Source organism: Gemmobacter sp. LW-1 (assembly GCF_001303875.1).
Lineage (GTDB): Bacteria > Pseudomonadota > Alphaproteobacteria > Rhodobacterales > Rhodobacteraceae > Gemmobacter > Gemmobacter caeni.
In genome coordinates this window covers 1-19,256 of the sequence record NZ_LJSC01000060.1, presented here as the reverse complement: position 1 = coordinate 19,256, position 19,256 = coordinate 1, and the positions used below count along the sequence as shown (strand labels likewise).

Below are 19,256 nucleotides of genomic sequence, written 5' to 3'. Positions count from 1 at the left end.
GGCGCGCTTGCCCGGATTGTGCCATGATCGGCGCGCTGAATATTCTGCAATGACAGGGGCTTGCACGGAATATTGGTTAACGCCGGGCGGGCATTTCGGGGTTCGTGGGGATACTGGCCATGTTGGGGCTGATCGGGTTGCTGGGCGCCTTGAGCGCGGGTCTGATGCTGGATGCGTTCGTCGCGCGACCGGAGGCGGAGGATGACCCATCCGCGAATGACGAGGATTCTCCCCCGGATGACACGGCGGAGAGTGATTCTTTCGCGCATGGCGATTTACTCGACCCGGCCACCGCGCATGCCGCCCCCTCAGCGGATGCCGCGCCGGAGGCGCCTGCGGTGGTTACCGGAGGGCCGGGGGATGACACGCTGACCGGCGGGGCCGAAGACGATGTGATCCATGGGCGGGGCGGTCTGGACCAGATCGTGTCGCGTGGGGGGGATGACAGGGTCGGAGGCGGTGCCGGACAGGATTATCTTTATGGCGGGCGCGGGGATGACACGCTTGCCGGTGGTTCCGGCGACGATCTGCTGCGCGGCGAGGCGGGGGCCGACTCGCTGTCCGGTGGCAGTGGCAATGATTTCATCGCCGGTCACGGTGGGACCGATACGCTGGCAGGTGGGCGTGGCGACGATTCTTTGATGGGCGGCAGCGGCAATGACCTGTTGCAAGACGATCTGGGCGACGACTGGCTGAACGGAGGTTACGGCGAGGATACCCTGTCGGGAGGCTATGGCGCCGATACGCTGGATGGCGATGCGGGAAATGATCTGCTGATCGGCCATGACCCGCAGGCGCCCCAGGATGGCGATGCCGATTTCCTCAATGGCGGGCAGGGTGACGATACGATGGTGGCCGGGGCGGAGGATTACCTGACCGGCGGATCGGGGGCCGATACCTTCCGTCTGGGCGACTGGCTGGAGGAAGGCGACGGCGCGCGGATCATGGATTTCAATGCGCATGAGGATGTGCTGGAGGTGCAATACGATCCCGAGGCGCATCCTGACCCGGTGCTGGAACTGCATGCCGATCCCCGGACCGGCGACGTAGCTCTGCATCTGGATGGCAAGCCCCTCGCCATCGTGGCGAATGGCGCCGGGCTGGATCTGTCGCAGATCAGGCTGGTTCCGCAGGCGGCGTAATTTCCCATGCCTGCACGGTCTGTGCCAGCGGCACATAAAGTGGATGGCGCGGCTGCCCGGCGAAGGTCAGGCCCAGATGCGCGACCTCTGCCCCACTGGCGCGCAGCAGCGCCAGAACCGCCGCATCGCGCCCCATCAGCCCGCCATGGTTGCCCCAGCCGCAGACTGCCGATCCCGAGACCCGCGCCGCCCAACGCAACAGCCGGTCGTTCAGCGGGCCAACCGGATCGTCGGCGCGTTTCAGATCGGCGGGTTCCTTGCTGCGCAGCGCAAACAGGTTCACCACGGCAAAGCCACCGGCCCCGCCCATCCGCGCCCGTTTCTCGCAACGCGCAAGCGTCTGGTCATTTTTGCGTTCCGTCGCGGTGGAGGGGTTGAGCATGACAAACAGCATCAACCGCCCCGCGCCCCAGCGACGGCTGAGATAGTAGCGGTACAGCCCGCAGCGCGAATAGGCGGCGCGCGATTGCACGCCCGCCTCGGCATGGCGACGGATCAGCAGCATCGGCTTACAGGTTGAACACGCGGCTCGGGTGCAGCTCGCCCGACTGGTAGCTGCCCACCGCCACCGGCTTTCCCTGATACGAGGCCCAGGCCGTTTCCCCGAACTCCATCCCCGAGGCGATGACCATGCCGGGATTGCCATTCTTCAAACGCGCCGCGCCTTCCGGCGTGGCGGGTAATTCCGGCAGATCGGCAAGCCCGAGTTCCAGCGGCAGCAGCAGTGCGTCGATGTCCTCGCTGCGCGCCAGCCGCTCGATTTCGTCAAGGCTTACGCCCTTGTCCGCCTCGAACGGGCCGGACCAGACCCGGCGCAGCCATTCCACATGGCCGCCGCAGCCCAGGGCCGCCCCCAGATCGCGGGCGATCGACCGCACATAGCCACCCTTGCCGCAGACCATTTCCAGCTCCACATGGTCGGCATCGGGGCGGGCGATCATCTCGAGGCTTTCCACCCACAGCGGGCGGGCTGCCAGATCCATCTCCACCCCCTCGCGGGCAAGATCATAGGCACGCTCGCCTTCTACCTTTACGGCGGAAAACTGCGGCGGCACCTGCATGATCTCACCGCGGAACGGCGCCAGCGCGGTGGCAATCGCCGCATCTTCGGGGCGCGCGTCGAAGGTCGCCAGCGGTTCGCCCTCAGCATCGTCAGTGGTGGTAGTCACCCCCAGCCGCACCATGAAGCGATAGGCTTTCAGCGCATCGGTGATATAGGGCACAGTCTTGGTCGCCTCACCCAAGGCCACGGCCAGCACCCCGGTCGCCGCCGGATCGAGCGTTCCGGCATGACCGGCCTTCTGCGCCTGAAACGCCCATTTCACCTTGTTCACGACCGAGGTCGAGGTGATGCCTGCCGGCTTGTCGATCACGACCCAGCCGGAAACCGCCCGGCCTTTCTTGCTGCGCGCCATATCCGTCCCGCTTCTTCCAGAGAAGCCGCCTGCTATCCGTCCAAAGGGGCGGCCGTCAAGGCAGCGGCGCCACCAGCCCGACGATAGGCCCCATGGGGAAGCCGATATCCGCCCGTCCCAGCCCCGGCGCATAAAGGCGCGAGACCTTGCCATCGAAATACAGCGCATCAGGCAGGCCGAGTTGATCACGGAACAGCCGCGCGAAGGTTTCGAAATTCACCGCAGCATCCGAAATGGCAAACACCGCGCGCTTGCCATCGGCGCTGACCCCTACGCCGTTGCGGATATAGGTGCTGTCGCTGCCCGGAATGAACTTCGGATGCAGCTTGCCGCCGATCACCAGCATCGGCCCGGATTGTGTGGCATAGCGACAGGCGCGCGGCGCCCTGTCGAAGCGCCGCGATTCGATGACCGCGAACCGCGTCTTGCCGATGCAGAACACGCCGTTCGGCAGCATCCCGAAATTTCCGCGCGAGGCGGGCAGCACGATCCCGTGCCGCTGCTGCCCTTTCTCGATGTAAAGCCCCACAGGCGCGCGGTCAGGGTGATACATTCCGGCATTCATCGCAAACACCAGCGCCTTGCCTTCGGGCGCCAGCGCTGTATCCACCGCGCCGAACGACCCCAGAAGATCGCCCGCATCATCGCTGTGAAACAGCCGCAGATCGGCGCCAGCCTGCACCTCGCAAAGCGTGAAGGGGAGGCCCTCGAAGCTGGTCTGTCGGCACGGTTCTGCCAGCGCCGGGACGGCCAGCAGACACAGCGCCGCCAACAGCTTAAGCATCGTCGCCGTCGTCACCCTCATCCGGCGTGTCCAGATCGCGGCGCACCTTTTCATCGGCGAACAGGCGCCGCGTCTCGTCCAGCTGATCGAAGGTCGCATCGGGGCGAAAGCGCAGGTCGGGCGTGTATTTCAGCGTCAGCGCCCCGCCGATGCGGTGGCGCAATTCGGCCTTGTTGCGCGCCAGCGCGGCAATCGCATCCTCCACCGGTACCGATCCCATCAGCGGCATGACATAGGCCGTCGCCACCTTCAGATCGGGCGAACAACGCACCTCGCCCACGGTGATGGACATGCGGTTCAGATCGGGATCGTGGATCTCGGCCCGGTTCAGCACATCGGAAAGCGTGCGCCGTATCAGTTCGCCGACGCGAAGCTGCCGTTGCGAGGGGCCATCGCCCGAGGAGAAGCGGTTTTTCGACATGACTTCCATCTAAGCCTTCCCCGCCGCCGCCGCAACAGGGCTTGGCCGTCTCCGCGCTTTCACGCTATGGGAGGGCGAGCAGACAGGAGGGCGCAAGATGGACGCATTGCCGGGTATCGTCATCGCTGGGGCTTCGGGCCGCATGGGCCGCATGCTGATCGGTACGATTCTGGCCAGCGACAAGGCCCGTCTTGCCGCTGCCATCCAACGGCCGGGGCATGACTGGATCGGTCGTGATATCGGCGAATGTCTGGGCGGCGCGCCGGTCGGCGTGAAAGTCACTGACGACCCGCTGGAGGCTTTCGCCAAGGCCCGCGCGGTGATCGACTTCACCACCCCCGCCGCCACGGTGGAATTTGCCGCCCTCGCGGCGCAGGCGCGTCTGGTCCATGTCATCGGCACCACCGGGCTTGAGCCGGAACATCTGGCAAAGATCGACGCCGCCGCCCGCCATGCGGTGATCGTGCGTGCGGGGAACATGAGCCTTGGTGTCAACCTGCTGGTCACCTTGACCCGCAAGGTCGCCGCCGCCCTTGATGCCGACTGGGACATCGAGGTGATCGAGGCGCATCACAACAAGAAGGTCGATGCGCCCTCTGGCACCGCGCTGATGCTGGGTCAGGCCGCCGCCGAAGGGCGCGGCGTCGATCTGGACACCATGCGCGACTCGGGCCGTGACGGCATCACCGGCGCCCGGCGCCCCGGTGCCATCGGCTTCAGCGCCATTCGCGGCGGTGACATCGTGGGCGAACATGACGTGCTGTTTGCCGGGACGGGCGAGCGCATCGTGCTCCGCCACATCGCCACCGACCGCGCCATCTTCGCCCGCGGCGCCCTGAAGGCCGCACTCTGGGGGCAGCACAAGGGCCCCGGCGAATATGACATGATGGATGTGCTCGGCCTCTGAGGCCCGGCACGCCGCTGCCTGTTGCTTCTTGCAAAAATACTCAAATTCCGACGCTGCCGTCCATGCGGCCTGTCGGGACAGGGGGCGCGTCAGAAATCGACTGCGATGCCCTTCTTTTCCCAATCGCCAAAGCGCACCGGCTCCGGCCCGTCGCGCCCGCCCAGTTCGGGCGGCAGGGTCTGGTCCTTCGCGGCGCGGCGGCGTTCCTCGGCCTCGGCCAGGGCGCGCAGCGCTTCGGGTGGAAGGTCAGGCTTGTCCTCGCTCATCGGTCGGGTTCCTTGCAGGCTTCTCTGCCATGATATACGGGCGGCAGGCAGATGAACAAGGGCGGGGACGCGGGCAATGGCAAGGACGGCACGGGCGGCGGCGGTGGACATGCTGGACGGTGTGCTGGGCGAGGGCCTGCTGCTGAGCCAGTGTGAAGCGGCGCTGACCGGCCTGTCCCCTGCTGACCGTGCGCGGGCGCAGCGGCTGACGGCGCAGGTGCTGCGCCATGTCGAACCGACTGACCGCCTTCTGAAACCCTTTCTCCGCAAGGCCCCGCCGCTGACGGTGCTGAACACCCTGCGCCTTGCCACAGTGGAGCTGGTGCTGGGCGAGGCTGCGCATGGCGTGGTGAACGAGGCAGTGAACATGGTCCGCCATCACCGCCGTCATGCCGCGCTGTCGGGGCTGGTGAATGCCGTGCTGCGGCGCGTGGCGGAAAACCCCAGTTTCGGCAAGCAACCGCCGCAGCGCCTTCCGTTCTGGCTGCGCAAGCCATTGGTCGATGCCTGGGGCAAGCCCGCGGTCAGTGCGATGGAGGCTGTGCAGGCCGCCCCTGCGCCGGTCGATCTGACCCTGCGTCCGGGGCGGGATGTGGGGATCGAAGGGGCTGAGGCCTTGCCCACGGGCAGTCTGCGGCTTGCCCCCGGTGTGCAGGTTTCCGCCCTGCCGGGCTATGCGACCGGCGACTGGTGGGTGCAGGACGCTGCCGCCGCGCTGGCAGTGCCGCTGCTGGCACCGCAGGCGGGCGAGCGGGTGCTGGACCTCTGCGCCGCGCCGGGTGGCAAGACCTTGCAACTGGCTGCCGCCGGGGCGCAGGTCACGGCTCTGGATGTGAACGAGTCGCGCATGACGCGGCTGCGCGACAACCTTGCGCGCACCGGCCTCACCGCCGAGGTGGTGGTGGCCGATGCGCTGGACTGGCAGCCCGAGGCCCCGTTCGATGCCATCCTGCTGGATGCGCCCTGTTCCGCTACGGGCACCATTCGCCGCCATCCCGATCTGCCCTTTGTGAAAGACGGATCGGAACTGGAGGCATTGGTCGCCCTGCAGGCCGCGCTGATCGACCGGGCGCTGGGCTGGCTGAAACCGGGAGGGCGGCTGGTGTTCTGCACCTGCTCACTTCTGCCTGAAGAAGGGGAGGCGCAGCTTGCCGCCGCGCTGGCGCGTCACCCCGCCCTGCGCGTTGATGATGCCCTGCCGCCCGGCGCCGACCCGGCATGGCGCGCGCCTGCGGGCGGTTTGCGCCTGCGGCCCGATTACTGGGCCGACCGTGGCGGGATGGACGGGTTCTTCATGGCACGGCTGGAGCGCTGAACGCGGCGACCAGCCCCGGCAGCGCATCGTGATGGGCGAAAGCCGCATCATGTGGCAGCGCCTCGACCGGGGTTTTGCGATACCCTTCGGTGAACAACAGTAAGGGCAGGCCCGCGTTCTGCGCGGTTTCCGCATCGACCTCGCTGTCGCCCACGAAAATCGCCGGGCCGCCGCCCATGCGCTTCAGCGTTTCCAGCAGCGGCGCAGGGTCGGGCTTCTTCACTGCCAGACTGTCGCCGCCGATTACCGCTGCGAACAGGTTTTCCAAACCGAAATGGCGCAGCACCGCAAGTGTCGGCGCCAGCGGTTTGTTGGTGCAAAGCCCCAGCTTGCAGCCCGCTGCCTGCAATGCCTCCAGTGCCGCGCGGGTGCCGGGATAGAGCACGGTCAGCGCCTGCGCCCCTTCATAGACTTCCAGAAACCGGGCCAGAACGCGGTCGAACTCCGGCCCCTCATGCGGCAGGCCCCGCGATTCGCACAGCCGCGCCACAAGGTTCGGCGCGCCGCGTCCGACAAAGCCCTGAACCTCGGCACGGGTAAAGGGGGGCTGGCCCAGAGCGGTGAAAACGGTGTCGGCGCTGGCATGGATGTCGGGTGCGCTGTCAATCAGCGTGCCATCCAGATCGAAGATAACGGAATGGGTCATGCGGGCTCCTTTGCGGGCGGAGAATGGCCTGCCCCGGCGCCGGGGTCCAGCCCCCGGACCGGCTCACACGGGGTTTTGCGGTGACAGGGGGCGCCCGCGCGTCTATGGTGCGGCGCAAGACCCGGACACGGGCAAGGCAGGCAATTTGTGGATCAGTGAGCGGGGCATGAGGGCGGTTGCGCGCGGCGCATGGTGGGCAGAGGCTTGGGTGCAGGCGATGAACCGCCTTGCCGCCCGTAAGGCCACGCGCGCAAAGCCCGCCGCCGGTTTCGTCTCGCAGCCCGAACCCCGCACCATCGGTCTTTACGCGCGCGGCAAGCAGCTTGTTGCTGGAAACTTCCTGTTCGCAGGCCATCTGATCGAGGCGCCGGGGGCAGAGATCTGGGATATCGCCCGCCCGGGCCCCGCGTTTGAGGCTGAATTGCAGGGCTTCGGCTGGCTGGATGATCTGGCGGCGGTCGGTGATCCGGCGGCGCGCAAACGCGCCCAGGACTGGACCTTTGGCTGGATTGATCGTTACGGGCGCGGCGACGGCCCCGGCTGGTCGCCCGATCTGACCGGACGGCGGCTGATCCGCTGGATCAACCATGCCATCCTTTTGCTGGGCGGGCAGGATCGCGACCGCGCTTTGGCCTATTACAGCGCACTGTCGCATCAGACGGTGTTCCTGTCGCGGCGCTGGCAGGTGGCTTCGCCCGGCCTGCCGCGCTTCGAGGCGCTGACCGGGCTGATCTATGCGGGTCTGGCGCTGATCGGGATGGAGGCGCATGTTGATCCCGCCGCCGCCGCGCTGGCGCGGGAATGTGAGCGCGAGGTGGATGCCGAAGGAGGGATACCGACCCGCAACCCCGAGGAATTGCTTGAGGTTTTCACCCTGCTGACCTGGGCTGCCCAGGCGCTGACCGATGCCGGGCGGCTGGTGCCGCCGTCGCATCTGGCAGCGATTGAACGGATCGCGCCGACTCTGCGCGCGCTGCGTCATGCCGATGGCGGGCTGGCGCGGTTTCACGGGGGCGGGCGCGGGCTGGAGGGGCGGCTGGATCATGCGCTGGCCAGTTCCGGCGTGAAGCCCGCACCTGTCGGCGGGCTGGCCATGGGCTTTACCCGGCTGTCGGCGGGGCGCAGTTCGGTTATCGTCGATACAGCCCTGTCGCCGGGCGGGGAGGCGGGGGCCTCGGCCCATGCCTCGACCCTCGCATTCGAGCTGACTTCGGGGCGGCGGCCGCTGATCGTGAACTGTGGCAATGGCGCGCCTTTCGGCGCCGACTGGCACCGGGCCAGCCGCGCCACGCAAAGCCATTCGACCCTGTCCATCGACGGGTTTTCCTCGTCCCGCTTTGCCCATGACCGCCGCGAGGTGCTGGAGGATCGTGCCCGCATCACCCTGCTGCGGCAAAGCCATGATGCCGAGGCGCATCTGCTGCTTGCCGGGCATGACGGCTGGCGTGGCACGCACGGTCTCGTGCATCTGCGCGACCTTGCCCTGACGGCTGACGGACGCCGGCTTGATGGCACCGACATGCTGGTGGCCGATACCCCTGCCGACAAGGACCGCCTGCAAGCGGTGCTGCGCCGGACGGGGGGGGACATCGGCTTTGCCCTGCGCTTCCACCTGCACCCCGATGCGGATGCCGAAATCGACATGGGGGGCGCTGCGGTTTCGGTCGCGCTGCGCTCGGGCGAGATCTGGGTGTTTCGCCATGACGGGCAGGCGGTGATGACGCTGGAGCCCTCGGTCTATCTGGAAAAGGGCCGTCTGATGCCCCGCGCGGCGCGACAGATCGTACTTGCGGCATCTTTGCAGGATTTTCAGGCCCGGATCGGCTGGACCTTGGCGAAGGCACAGGATACTCCGCTCGCCATCCGCGATATTGACCGGGAAGAGCCCCCCTCCCGCCCCTGATCAGGAGTGTCCGATGCATACCGCCGCCGCCGCACCCGTGAACCTCGTGCCCGTGGGGCGCGCGCTCCTCTCGGTTTCCGACAAGACCGGCCTTCTGGATCTGGCACGCGCGCTGGCCGCGCGGGGGGTCGAACTGATCTCCACCGGCGGCACGGCGCAGACGCTGCGCACTGCGGGCCTTGCCGTGCGGGACGTGGCCGAGGTGACGGGCTTCCCCGAGATGATGGACGGGCGCGTGAAGACCCTGCACCCGATGGTGCATGGCGGCCTGCTGGCGCTGCGCGACGATGACGAGCATCTGGTCGCCATGGCAGCCCACGGGATCGAGCCGATCGACCTGCTGGTGGTGAACCTTTATCCGTTCGAGCAGACGGTGGCGCGCGGCGCCTCTTACGCCGACTGTATCGAGAATATCGACATCGGCGGCCCGGCGATGATCCGTGCCGCCTCGAAGAACCACAAATTCGTCAACGTGATCACCGATCCGCAGGATTACGACGCCCTGTTGGCCGAACTGAAGGCCCATGACGGCGCAACCACCTATGCCTTCCGGCAGAAGCTGGCGCTGACCGCCTACAGCCGCACCGCTGCTTATGACGCCGCTGTGTCCACATGGATGGCCGGGGCGATCAAGGAAGATACGCCGCGCCGCCGCGCCTTTGCCGGGCAACTGGCGCAGAGCCTGCGCTATGGCGAGAACCCGCACCAGAAAGCGGCCTTCTACACCGACGGCACGCAGCGCCCCGGTGTTGCCACCGCGCAGCAATGGCAGGGCAAGGAACTGTCCTACAACAACATCAATGACACCGATGCGGCGTTCGAGCTGGTTGCCGAGTTCGATCCGGCGGAAGGTCCGGCCTGCGCCATCATCAAACATGCCAACCCCTGCGGCGTGGCGCGTGGCGCGACGCTGGCCGAGGCTTATGGCCGTGCCTATGACTGCGACCGGACCTCGGCTTTCGGCGGCATCATCGCGCTCAATCAACCGCTGGACGGAGCCACCGCGCGGGAAATCACCGGCATCTTCACCGAAGTGGTCATTGCCCCCGGCGCCTCGCCCGAGGCGCGCGCGGTCTTTGCCGCCAAGAAGAATCTGCGCCTGCTGACCACCGACCGCCTGCCCGACCCGCAGGCCAAGGGGTTGGCGTGGAAACAGGTGGCCGGCGGCTTTCTCGTGCAGGACCGCGACAACGGCTTCCTGCGCATGGAAGACCTGAAGGTCGTGACCAAGCGCCAGCCGACCGAGGCCGAACTGCGCGACCTGCTTTTTGCATGGACGGTGGCGAAACACGTCAAGTCCAACGCCATCATCTATGTGAAGGACGGCGCGACCGTCGGGGTCGGCGCCGGACAGATGAGCCGCGTTGACAGCACGCGAATCGCTGCCCGCAAATCGCAGGACATGGCAGAGGCGCTGGGCACCGCCGCGCCGCTGACCCATGGCTCGGTCGTGGCCTCGGACGCGTTCTTCCCCTTTGCCGATGGCCTGATCACCGCTGCCGAGGCGGGCGCGACGGCGATCATCCAGCCCGGCGGCTCGATGCGCGACGACGAGGTCATCGCGGCGGCCGATGAACGCGGGCTGGCCATGGTTTTCACCGGCATGCGCCATTTCCGGCACTGACATGCGCCGCGTTGCCCTGGTTGCCCTTGCGATTTTCCTGATTGACCAGATCACCAAACTGGTGGTGGTCTTTGGCCTTGACCTGCGGGCGCGGGGCGAGATCGACATCTTGCCACCCCTGCTGAATTTCCGCATGGCCTGGAACCGGGGCGTCAACTTTGGCCTGATGTCCAGCGAAGGCGAGTTGATGCGCTGGGGCCTGATCATCCTGTCGATCCTGATTGTCGGCTGGGTCTGGCACTGGTCGGCAAAATCGGCGCACGGGCCGCTGGCGCGGATTTCGGCGGGCGTGCTGATCGGGGGGGCGCTGGGCAATGTGGTGGACCGCGTGGCCTATGGGGCGGTGGCAGATTTCCTCAACATGTCCTGTTGCGGTTTCGACAACCCCTACGCCTTCAACGTGGCCGACATCGCCATTTTCGCGGGCGCGGCGGGATTGGTCCTGTTCACCGGGGATCGTGGCGCGACCAGCGGTGGCAAGCCGCGGCCAAAGCGCCGAAAGACCCCGTGACGTGCCAGCGCCTTTGCGCTAAAGACAACGGGACGGGTTTTCTGGAGAGAACGATGCAGGCAGCACGGCGGGTAGCGCGGGGGGCCATCCTTGCAGGAGCGGCGGCGCTTTCGATGACGCTGGCAGGCTGCGGTTCCGACCGGGAGCCGAAGCTGATGAACCTGCGGTCTACGACCAATGGACCCGATGAATTCGGCATCCTGCCGCCCAAGGCGCTGCAAATGCCGGACAACCTGAAAGCGCTTCCGGCGCCGACGCCCGGCGGCAGCAATATCACCGACCCGACGCCCGAAGCCGACGCCATCACCGCGCTGGGCGGACGTCCGGGCGCGGGCAGCGACGATGCGGCGCTGGTGGGTTATGCGGCCCGGAACGGCGTGGCGCAGAATATCCGCGGCCAGCTTGCGGCCGAGGATCTGGATCACCGCCGCCGCAACGATGCCCGGCTGCTGGAACGGGTGTTCGGCGTGAACGCCTATTACCGCGCTTACAAGGACATGTCGCTGGATCAGCATTCCGAGCTGGATTACTGGCGCCGCCGCGGTGTCGGCAATCCGTCCGCCCCGCCGCGTCAGGACGGGGAACGCTGACGCACGTCCGGTAAACTCGCCGTCAGGGCGGCTTGACCCCGGCCCTCCACCGCGTAGGTGTGGTGGGCGTCCGAGGGAGGCTTCCATGCGCAATACTGTCACCGCCGCACTGCTTTGGTCGGCTTCCGCAACTTTCGCCCTGGCCGAAGGGCCGGTGACGGATTTCACACTGGATAACGGCCTGCAGGTCGTGGTGATCGAGGATCACCGCGCGCCGGTCGCCGTCCAGATGATGTGGTACAAGATCGGCGCGGCGGACGAGCCGCAGGGCCATTCCGGCATTGCGCATTTCTTTGAACATCTGATGTTCAAGGCCACCGATGATCTGAAACCGGGCGAGTTTTCTGACATCGTCGAGGCGCAGGGTGGCAATGACAATGCCTTCACCTCGTGGGACCAGACCGCCTATTTCCAGCGCGTCGCGGCTGACCGGCTGGACCTGATGATGACGATCGAAGCCGACAGGATGCGCGACCTGCAACTGACCGACGATGTGGTCGCTACCGAACGCAATGTGATTCTGGAGGAACGCAACCAGCGTACCGACAGCGATCCCAGCAGCCTGTTCATGGAACAGCTTCGCGCGGCGCAGTTTCTCAACCACCCCTATGGCGTGCCGATCATCGGCTGGCGCCAGGAGATCGAGGGGCTGGGCCGGGCCGAGGCGGAAGATTTCTACCGCACCTATTATGCGCCCAACAATGCCATCCTGATCGTCGCGGGCGATGTGACGCCGGATGCGGTGCGCGCCATGGCCGAAAAGCACTATGGCCCGCTGACGCCCACCGTCAACCTGCCGGTACGCAAACGCCCGCAGGAGCCGCCGCAACTGGCCGAGCGCCGTCTGACCATGCATGACAAGCGTGTCTCCGAACCTTTCATGATGCGAACCTATCTGGCGCCGAACCGTCGGACGGGCGATCAGAAGACCGCCGCCGCGCTGGTTTATCTGGGGGAATTGCTGGGCGGGTCCGGCACGACCAGCCTTCTGGCCCGCAAGCTTCAGTTCGAAGATCCGAAGGCGGTTTACAGCTATGCCTATTATGATGGCACGGCGCTGGATTACGGCCAGTTCACCATCGGCATGGTTCCCTTGCCCGGTGTGAAGCCCGAGGAAGCGGAGGCGGAACTGGATGGCGTGCTGAAGGATTTCCTTGCCACCGGCCCCGATCCGGCCGCCTTCGCGCGGATCAGGACGCAGCTTCATGCCTCGGAAATCTATGCCGCCGATGATGTGGACGGCCTTGCCCGCCGTTATGGCGATGCGCTGACCACCGGCCTGACCGTGGCCGATGTGCAGGCCTGGCCCGAGGTGCTGCAATCCGTGACGCCCGAGGATGTGATGGAGGCCGCGCGGCAGGTGCTGGATCGCCGCCATTCCGTGACCGGCTGGCTGCTGACCGAGGAGGATGCCCAATGATCGGCCGTTTTCTGGCGCTGTTCCTGCTGCTGGCCACACCGCTGCGGGCCGAGATTGCTATTCAGGACGTAACCTCACCCGGCGGCTTGAAGGCCTGGCTGGTCGAGGATCACTCGATCCCCTTTACCGCGCTGGAAATCCGCTTCCGGGGCGGCACCTCGCTGGATGCGCCGGGCAAGCGCGGCGCTGTCAATCTGATGACCGGATTGCTGGAGGAAGGCGCGGCAGAGATGAATGCCCAGAAATTCGCGGAAACCCGCGATGGTCTGGCGGCGGAGTTCCGGTTCGACAGTTCGAAGGACGATGTGGCGGTTTCGGCCCGGATGCTGACCGAGAACCGTACGCAGGCGGCGGAACTGCTGCGCCTTGCCCTGACGCGGCCACGCTTCGATGCCGATGCGGTGGAACGGGTGCGGGGGCAGGTGCTGTCGATCATCCGCAGCAATGCCAAAGACCCGTCGGCCATCGCAGGCCGTACGCTGGACGGGATCGCCTTTGGTGACCACCCTTATGCCAGTTCGGGTGACGGAACCGAGGACAGCGTGCAGGCGCTGACCCGCGATGACATCCTTGCCGCCCACACGGCCGCGCTGGCCCGCGACCGGGTCTATGTGGCGGCCGTGGGGGACATCACGCCCGAACAACTTGGTGCGCTGCTGGATCATCTGCTGGGGGCCCTGCCCGAGACCGGGGCACCACTTCCCGGCGCGGCCAAGCTGGATCTGACCGGCGGGGTGACAGTGGTCGATTTTCCGACGCCGCAGGCAGTGGTCAGCTTCGCACAGCCGGGGCTGGAGCGGGATGACCCGGATTATTTCGCGGCCTTCGTGCTGAACGAGATTGTGGGCGGTGAACGCTTCGGCTCGCGTCTCATGCGGGAATTGCGCGAAAAACGCGGGCTGACCTACGGCGCCCGCAGCTATCTGATCGACTATGATCATGCCGATCTGCTGGCCGGGCAATTCGCCACCGACAACAAGACGGCCGGGCAAGCCGTCGATGTATTGCGCGCTGAATGGGCCAGAGCCTCCGAAGGTGTGACGGCCGACGAGCTCGCCGCTGCCAAGACCTATCTGACCGGCGCCTACCCGCTGCGCTTTGATGGCAACGGGCCGATTGCCCGCATCCTTGTGGGTATGCAGATGACCGGCCTGCCGATCGACTATTCCGCGACGCGGAACCAGAAGATCGAGGCGGTGACGCTGGACGATATCCGCCGTGTGGCGCAGCGGCTGATCCGGCCCGATCAGCTGCGGATCGTCGTGGTGGGTCAGCCCGAGGGACTGAGCACGGCGCCCTGACGCGCCGCTATTCCTGTGGCCGAATCTGCGCCCCTGTGCTAGGTCTTGCGGCATGAAGCTAGAAACCCCCAACATGGCGCGGCCGGTCATTCGGCAACTGGATGAAGCGGCGATCAACCGCATCGCGGCGGGCGAGGTGGTGGAACGCCCCGCCTCTGCCGTGAAAGAGCTGGTGGAGAACGCGCTCGACGCCGGCGCGCGGCGCATCGCGGTGGATTATGCGGATGGCGGCAAGACGCTGATCCGCGTTACCGACGATGGCTGCGGCATGACCGGCGACGACCTGCCGCTGGCCCTGTCGCGGCACGCCACCTCGAAGATTGACGGCTCGGACCTGCTGAACATCCAGAGCTTCGGTTTCCGTGGCGAGGCGCTGCCCAGCCTCGGTGCCGTGGGGCGGCTGACCATCACATCGCGCGCGCAGGGGTTTGAAGGCGTCAGCCTGACCGTCGAGGGCGGGCGCCTGGGCGACCTGCGTCCCGCCGCGCTGAATCGTGGCACGGTGGTCGAACTGCGCGACCTGTTCTATGCCACCCCGGCGCGGCTGAAATTCCTGCGCTCTGACCGGGCCGAAATGGGCGCGATTTCCGATGTGATGAAGCGCCTCGCGTTGGCGGAACCGCATGTCGGCTTCACGCTGCGCGATGTCAGCGGCGGCGGTGACGGGCGGCTGGTCTTCCGTGCTGATGCGGAAAACGGTGATTTCTTCGATGCGCTGCATCGGCGTGTTTCGGGCGTGCTGGGCAGCGATTTCGGTGAAAATGCGCTGCGCATTGATCTTGAACGGGAAGGTGTGCGGCTGGTTGGTTATGCAGCGCTGCCGACCTATTCGCGTGGTTCGTCTGTGGCGCAGTTCCTGTTCGTCAATGGCCGTCCGGTGCTGGACAAGATGCTGCTGGGGGCGCTGAGGGCGGCCTATATGGATGTGCTCAGCCGCGACCGGCATCCGGCGGCGGTGCTGAACGTGGTCTGCGACCCCGAACGGGTGGACGTGAACGTCCATCCCGCCAAGGCCGAGGTGCGCTTTCGCGAACCGGCGCTGGTGCGGGGGCTGATCGTCTCGGGGCTGCGGCTGGCGCTGACAGGGGCGGGGCATCGTGCCTCCAACACCGTGGCGACCGAAACGCTGGAGGCGTTCCGGCCAGAGCCTGCGATGGTTGCGCCTGTTGCCGTGCCGCCGCGCGTCTATCAGATGGATCGCCCCTCGCAGGCGACCTTTGCCCGCGCTTTCGCCGCTCAGGCCCCTGCGCCGCAGCCGGGCTTTGCCGAGGCGCCTTCGGCTCGCGTCGAGTCGGCTGCCGCGCCGGAACCCGATCTGACCGAGCGTCCGCTGGGTGCCGCCCGCGCGCAGGTGCATGAAAATTACATCATCGCGCAGACGGCCAATGGCATGGTCATCGTCGATCAGCATGCCGCGCATGAGCGGCTGGTCTATGAGAGGCTGAAGGCACAGGCATCCGACAAGGGCATCGCCGCGCAGGCGCTGCTGATCCCCGAAATCGTCGATCTGTCAGAGGCGGACGCCGCGCGCCTGCTGGAGATTGCGGAGGATCTGGCGGCGCTGGGTCTGGGGATCGAACCCTTCGGCGGTGGTGCCATTGCCGTGCGCGAGGTGCCCGCGATCCTTGGCCGCGTCGATGCTGCCGCGCTGATCCGCGATATCGTGGACGATCTGGCCGATCTGGGATCGTCAGAGCGCCTGAAGGGCCGCATCGACGCGGTGCTGAGCCGGATGGCCTGCCATGGCTCGGTCCGTTCCGGGCGGCAGATGCGGGCCGACGAGATGAACGCGCTGCTGCGCGAGATGGAGGCGACGCCGATGTCGGGCCAGTGCAACCATGGGCGGCCGACCTATGTCGAACTCAAGCTGGCCGATATCGAACGGCTGTTCGGGCGCAGATGATCCGGCTGGGAACCATGGAACTGGCGTGGAATGACCCGGCCGTGCTCATTGCGGGCAGCCTCATCGGGCTGATCGTCCTGCTGCTGCTGCTTGTGCTGCGCGCCTCCGGTCGGGCGGCGCAACCGCTGGTGCAGGAACTGGGGTGGCTGGGGCAGCGGGTGCAAAGCCTTGCCGACGGGCAGGAACGGCTGGCAGGCGGGCTGCATCATGTGTCTGAGGCGCAGGCGGTCAGCCAGACCGCCATGTTGCAGGTAATGGAACAGCGTCTGGCTGAAGTGCAGCGCCAGATGGGCGAAAGCCTGCACGGCACAGCCACTCGCACGGCGCGTTCCCTGGGCGAATTGCAGCAACGGCTGGAAACTATCGACAAAGCGCAGGCCAATATCGAGAAACTGTCGGGCAATGTGCTGGGTTTGCAGGATATTCTGTCCAACAAGCAGACGCGCGGCGCTTTTGGCGAGATCCAGTTGCATGACATCGTGCTGAAGGCGCTGCCGTCGGACAGCTACACGATGCAGGCCACGCTTTCCAACGGGCGGCGCGCGGATTGCCTGATCCACCTGCCCAACCCGCCCGGCCCCATCGTGATCGACAGCAAATTCCCGCTGGAGGCGTATGAAGCCCTGCGCCGCGCGCAAGGGCAGGCTGATCTGGACCTTGCGGCGCGTCAGCTACGACAGGCTGTGCGCACGCATATCAAAGCGATTTCAGAGCGTTACATCCTTGAAGGCGAAACCGCCGATGGTGCGCTGATGTTCCTGCCCTCCGAGGCGGTCTATGCAGAGTTGCATGCCAATTTCCCTGAACTGATCCGTGACGGATTTGCCGCGCGGGTCTGGATCGTCTCACCCACCACCTGCATGGCGACGCTGAACACCATGCGCGCGGTGCTGAAGGATGCTCGGATGCGCGAACAGGCGGGGGCGATCCGCAAGGAACTGGCACTGCTGTATCAGGACGTTTCGCGGCTGGGCGACCGGGTGGCGAACCTTGACCGGCATTTCGGGCAGGCCGCGAAGGATATCGAGGAAATTCGCATCAGCAGCGAAAAGGCGGGCCGTCGGGCGCGGCGCCTTGATAACTTCGATTTCGAGGAACTGGCGCCGGAAAGCCCGGCCATGATTGGAGGCGCCGAATGAGGCTGAGCCGTGCGGATTACACCGAAATGCCCTGGGCCAATGGCAAGGGCCGCACGGTGGAACTGTGGCGCGAGGACGGGCCGCAGGGGCTGCGCTTCCGGTTGTCGATGGCTTCAGTGGTGGAGAACGGTGATTTCTCGCTGTTTCCGGGCATTGACCGGGTGCTGACCGTGCTGTCCGGCCCCGGTTTCGGGCTGGTAGGTGACGGGATTGACCTGCGCTGTGACCTGTTGGTCCCGGCGGCCTTTCCGGGGGATGTGGCGCTGCGGGCCGTGGGTGTCACCGCGCCGGTCGAGGATTTCAACGTGATGACTGCCCGTGAGCTGCCCGCGCCCGAGGTGCGGGTCGCGCAGACGGGGCAGCACGCCCCGCCACAGGGCGGGCGGTTGTTTGTCTTTGACCTGGCCTCGCAGGGGCTTGAGATCAGCGAGGCGCCGGTGACGGTTTCCGGGCCGTCCCTTCTGGTGCTGACCCGGTTCTAGGCGGCAATTCGCAGGACAAACCTTGCAATCCCGCCATTGGCTGCCGATCTGGCGGGGATGAAACGACGATTGATGTTGATAGCAGGGGCTGCCGTGGCGATGGCGGCGGCGGCGGGCTGGCTTTGGCGCGCGCGCCATGACAGTGCGGCATTCGCGGCGCAATATGATGCCCTGCCGCCTCGTCCTCCGGGATCGGTCTATCACCTTGGCCACAGCCTCGTGGGCCGGGACATGCCCGCCATGCTGGCGCAGATGATGGGGTCGGGCTACCGCTACAACAGCCAGCTGGGCTGGGGGGCCTCGCTGAACCAACACCGCGCGGGTGACGTTCCGGGCCATGCCGAGGAAAATGCCACCCCCGCCTATCGTGCGGCCGAAGCGGCGATCGGATCTGGCGATTATGACGCAGTTGTTCTGACGGAAATGGTGGAGCTGCGCGACGCCTTACGCTGGCATGACAGCGCGGTGGCGCTGGCCCACTGGACGGCACTGGCGCGTGCAGCGCGGCCAGATGTGCGGGTGTATCTCTATGAAACCTGGCATCGGCTGGACGATCCGCAGGGCTGGCTCTCCCGGCTGGACGCTGACTTGCCGGAGTTGTGGGAGCCGCTGGTGGCCGAGGCCATGGCCGATCCGGCGACCGGTTCGATTCACATCATTCCTGCGGGTCAGGCGATGGCTGCGCTGGTGCGGCGGATCGAGGCGGGCGAGGTGCCGGGGCTGACCAACCGGCAGGATCTGTTCGCCCGCGACGCGGCGGGCGAGGTGGACCCGATCCATCTGAACGATCTGGGGGCCTATGTGGTGGCGCTTGTGCATTACGCGGTACTGAGCGGTGCCAGTCCGCTGGGCCTTCCGCACCGGCTGAACCTTGCCGATGGCACCCCCGCCACGGCGCCGCCCGATGCCGCCGCGCCGATCATTCAGGCGGTGGTCTGGGACGCGGTGCGCGGTTATGCTCCGTCCGGTGTATCCGGTTGATAAGGCTTAAGCATGTCCCTTCTCGCATTTCTGGCTGACATCCTGTTCGTGGGCCACAGCCTCGTCGGCCCCAATCTTCCGCCGCTGGTGGAGGATGGCCTGCGTGCGACCGGGGTCGAGGAGGTGCGGGTCGAGGCGCAGATCATCAATGGCGCACCGCTGAAATATCAGTGGGATCACGCGGCCGAGGCCGAGGGCGCAAATGGCCGCGCCCGGCTGGAAACGGGCCAGATCGGCACGCTCATCCTGACCGAGGCGATTCCACTGGCGGGGCAGGCGGAGTGGAACGACAGCGCCGGGCAGGTCAAGAACTGGGCCGGGCTTGCCTGGGCACAAAATCCGGAGACGGCGGTCTATGTCTATGAGACATGGCACAGCCTTGCCTCCGGTCCCGGTGCGGTGATCGCGGATGACCCGGCGGCGGGCGTGCCATGGCTGGACCGGATCGCGGCAGATCGCGCGGCGTGGCTGGATCTGGCCGCAGCGGCCGAGGCGATCCGGCCCGA

Annotated in this window: 19 protein-coding genes and 1 pseudogene; 14 read left to right on the top strand and 6 right to left on the bottom strand. The window is 66.6% G+C overall.

What is annotated here, in order from left to right:
* The first annotated feature begins 119 nt into the window (after positions 1–119).
* Positions 120–1,142: a calcium-binding protein gene (locus AO684_RS18865; RefSeq protein ID WP_054304283.1), complete on the top strand. Its 1,023-nt coding sequence runs from the start codon at positions 120–122 to the stop codon at positions 1,140–1,142.
* Here the strand turns inward: AO684_RS18865 and AO684_RS18860 are convergent.
* From AO684_RS18860 to rbfA, 4 genes are read right to left on the bottom strand one after another with little or no spacing between them, the layout of a single operon-like run.
* Positions 1,117–1,647 (bottom strand): DUF1643 domain-containing protein, encoded by a 531-nt coding sequence (locus AO684_RS18860; RefSeq protein ID WP_108129825.1) that lies wholly within the window; start codon positions 1,645–1,647, stop codon positions 1,117–1,119. The genes AO684_RS18865 and AO684_RS18860 overlap by 26 nt on opposite strands.
* A 4-nt stretch (positions 1,648–1,651) precedes the next feature.
* On the bottom strand, positions 1,652–2,557 hold the full coding sequence (truB, locus tag AO684_RS18855; protein WP_054304282.1) for a tRNA pseudouridine(55) synthase TruB: 906 nt from the start codon (positions 2,555–2,557) through the stop codon (positions 1,652–1,654).
* Positions 2,558–2,612: 55 nt separating this feature from the next.
* Positions 2,613–3,341 carry a phosphodiester glycosidase family protein gene (locus AO684_RS18850; protein ID WP_152968472.1) on the bottom strand — a complete coding sequence of 243 codons (729 nt, stop codon included), beginning with the start codon at positions 3,339–3,341 and terminating at the stop codon, positions 2,613–2,615.
* Positions 3,334–3,762, bottom strand: a complete 429-nt coding sequence (rbfA, locus tag AO684_RS18845) for a 30S ribosome-binding factor RbfA (RefSeq protein WP_108129874.1) — start codon at positions 3,760–3,762, stop codon at positions 3,334–3,336. Before rbfA ends, AO684_RS18850 begins: the two co-directional genes overlap by 8 nt.
* Before the next feature lie 97 nt (positions 3,763–3,859).
* On the opposite strand from rbfA, the gene dapB reads away from it, so the two are divergent.
* Positions 3,860–4,669, top strand: coding sequence for a 4-hydroxy-tetrahydrodipicolinate reductase (gene dapB, locus AO684_RS18840; RefSeq protein WP_054304279.1), 810 nt, complete (start codon positions 3,860–3,862; stop codon positions 4,667–4,669).
* 89 nt (positions 4,670–4,758) lie between these two features.
* On the opposite strand, the gene AO684_RS18835 is transcribed toward dapB, so the two are convergent.
* Positions 4,759–4,935, bottom strand: coding sequence for a DUF1674 domain-containing protein (locus tag AO684_RS18835; protein WP_054304278.1), 177 nt, complete (start codon positions 4,933–4,935; stop codon positions 4,759–4,761).
* 76 nt (positions 4,936–5,011) lie between these two features.
* Between AO684_RS18835 and AO684_RS18830 the strand changes: the two genes are divergently transcribed.
* Positions 5,012–6,250, top strand: a complete 1,239-nt coding sequence (locus AO684_RS18830; RefSeq protein WP_054304277.1) for an RsmB/NOP family class I SAM-dependent RNA methyltransferase — start codon at positions 5,012–5,014, stop codon at positions 6,248–6,250.
* Here the strand turns inward: AO684_RS18830 and gph are convergent.
* Positions 6,228–6,896 carry a phosphoglycolate phosphatase gene (gene gph / locus AO684_RS18825; RefSeq protein WP_054304276.1) on the bottom strand — a complete coding sequence of 223 codons (669 nt, stop codon included), beginning with the start codon at positions 6,894–6,896 and terminating at the stop codon, positions 6,228–6,230. The two genes, AO684_RS18830 and gph, sit on opposite strands and share 23 nt — an antisense overlap.
* Positions 6,897–7,062: 166 nt before the next feature.
* Here gph and AO684_RS18820 point away from each other — a divergent pair, with 166 nt between their 5' ends.
* The 11 genes and pseudogenes from AO684_RS18820 to AO684_RS18770 all read left to right on the top strand — a co-directional run.
* Positions 7,063–8,799, top strand: a complete 1,737-nt coding sequence (locus tag AO684_RS18820) for a heparinase II/III family protein (protein ID WP_235451321.1) — start codon at positions 7,063–7,065, stop codon at positions 8,797–8,799.
* Between the two features lie 13 nt (positions 8,800–8,812).
* Entirely contained in the window at positions 8,813–10,423 is a 1,611-nt protein-coding gene (purH, locus tag AO684_RS18815; RefSeq protein WP_054304275.1) for a bifunctional phosphoribosylaminoimidazolecarboxamide formyltransferase/IMP cyclohydrolase, read from the top strand.
* Position 10,424: 1 nt separating this feature from the next.
* A complete protein-coding gene (gene lspA / locus AO684_RS18810) occupies positions 10,425–10,934 on the top strand; it encodes a signal peptidase II (RefSeq protein WP_054304274.1) in 510 nt (169 codons plus the stop codon).
* A gap of 53 nt (positions 10,935–10,987) precedes the next feature.
* Positions 10,988–11,524, top strand: a complete 537-nt coding sequence (locus tag AO684_RS18805) for a DUF3035 domain-containing protein (RefSeq protein WP_054304273.1) — start codon at positions 10,988–10,990, stop codon at positions 11,522–11,524.
* Between the two features lie 85 nt (positions 11,525–11,609).
* Positions 11,610–12,944: a pitrilysin family protein gene (locus AO684_RS18800; RefSeq protein ID WP_054304272.1), complete on the top strand. Its 1,335-nt coding sequence runs from the start codon at positions 11,610–11,612 to the stop codon at positions 12,942–12,944.
* Positions 12,941–14,245 (top strand): pitrilysin family protein, encoded by a 1,305-nt coding sequence (locus tag AO684_RS18795; RefSeq protein ID WP_054304271.1) that lies wholly within the window; start codon positions 12,941–12,943, stop codon positions 14,243–14,245. The genes AO684_RS18800 and AO684_RS18795 overlap by 4 nt, the downstream gene beginning before the upstream one ends.
* Before the next feature lie 52 nt (positions 14,246–14,297).
* On the top strand, positions 14,298–16,148 hold the full coding sequence (gene mutL / locus AO684_RS18790; RefSeq protein ID WP_054304270.1) for a DNA mismatch repair endonuclease MutL: 1,851 nt from the start codon (positions 14,298–14,300) through the stop codon (positions 16,146–16,148).
* Entirely contained in the window at positions 16,145–17,287 is a 1,143-nt protein-coding gene (locus AO684_RS18785) for a DNA recombination protein RmuC (protein WP_054304269.1), read from the top strand. Before mutL ends, AO684_RS18785 begins: the two co-directional genes overlap by 4 nt.
* Complete coding sequence (locus AO684_RS18780) at positions 17,284–17,769, top strand: HutD family protein (protein ID WP_054304268.1); 486 nt, start codon at positions 17,284–17,286, stop codon at positions 17,767–17,769. The genes AO684_RS18785 and AO684_RS18780 overlap by 4 nt, the downstream gene beginning before the upstream one ends.
* A 72-nt stretch (positions 17,770–17,841) precedes the next feature.
* Positions 17,842–18,750 (top strand): hypothetical protein, encoded by a 909-nt coding sequence (locus tag AO684_RS18775; RefSeq protein ID WP_235451320.1) that lies wholly within the window; start codon positions 17,842–17,844, stop codon positions 18,748–18,750.
* A 12-nt stretch (positions 18,751–18,762) separates the two neighbouring features.
* Positions 18,763–19,256 (top strand): annotated as a pseudogene (locus AO684_RS18770) (hypothetical protein); the annotation flags it as partial.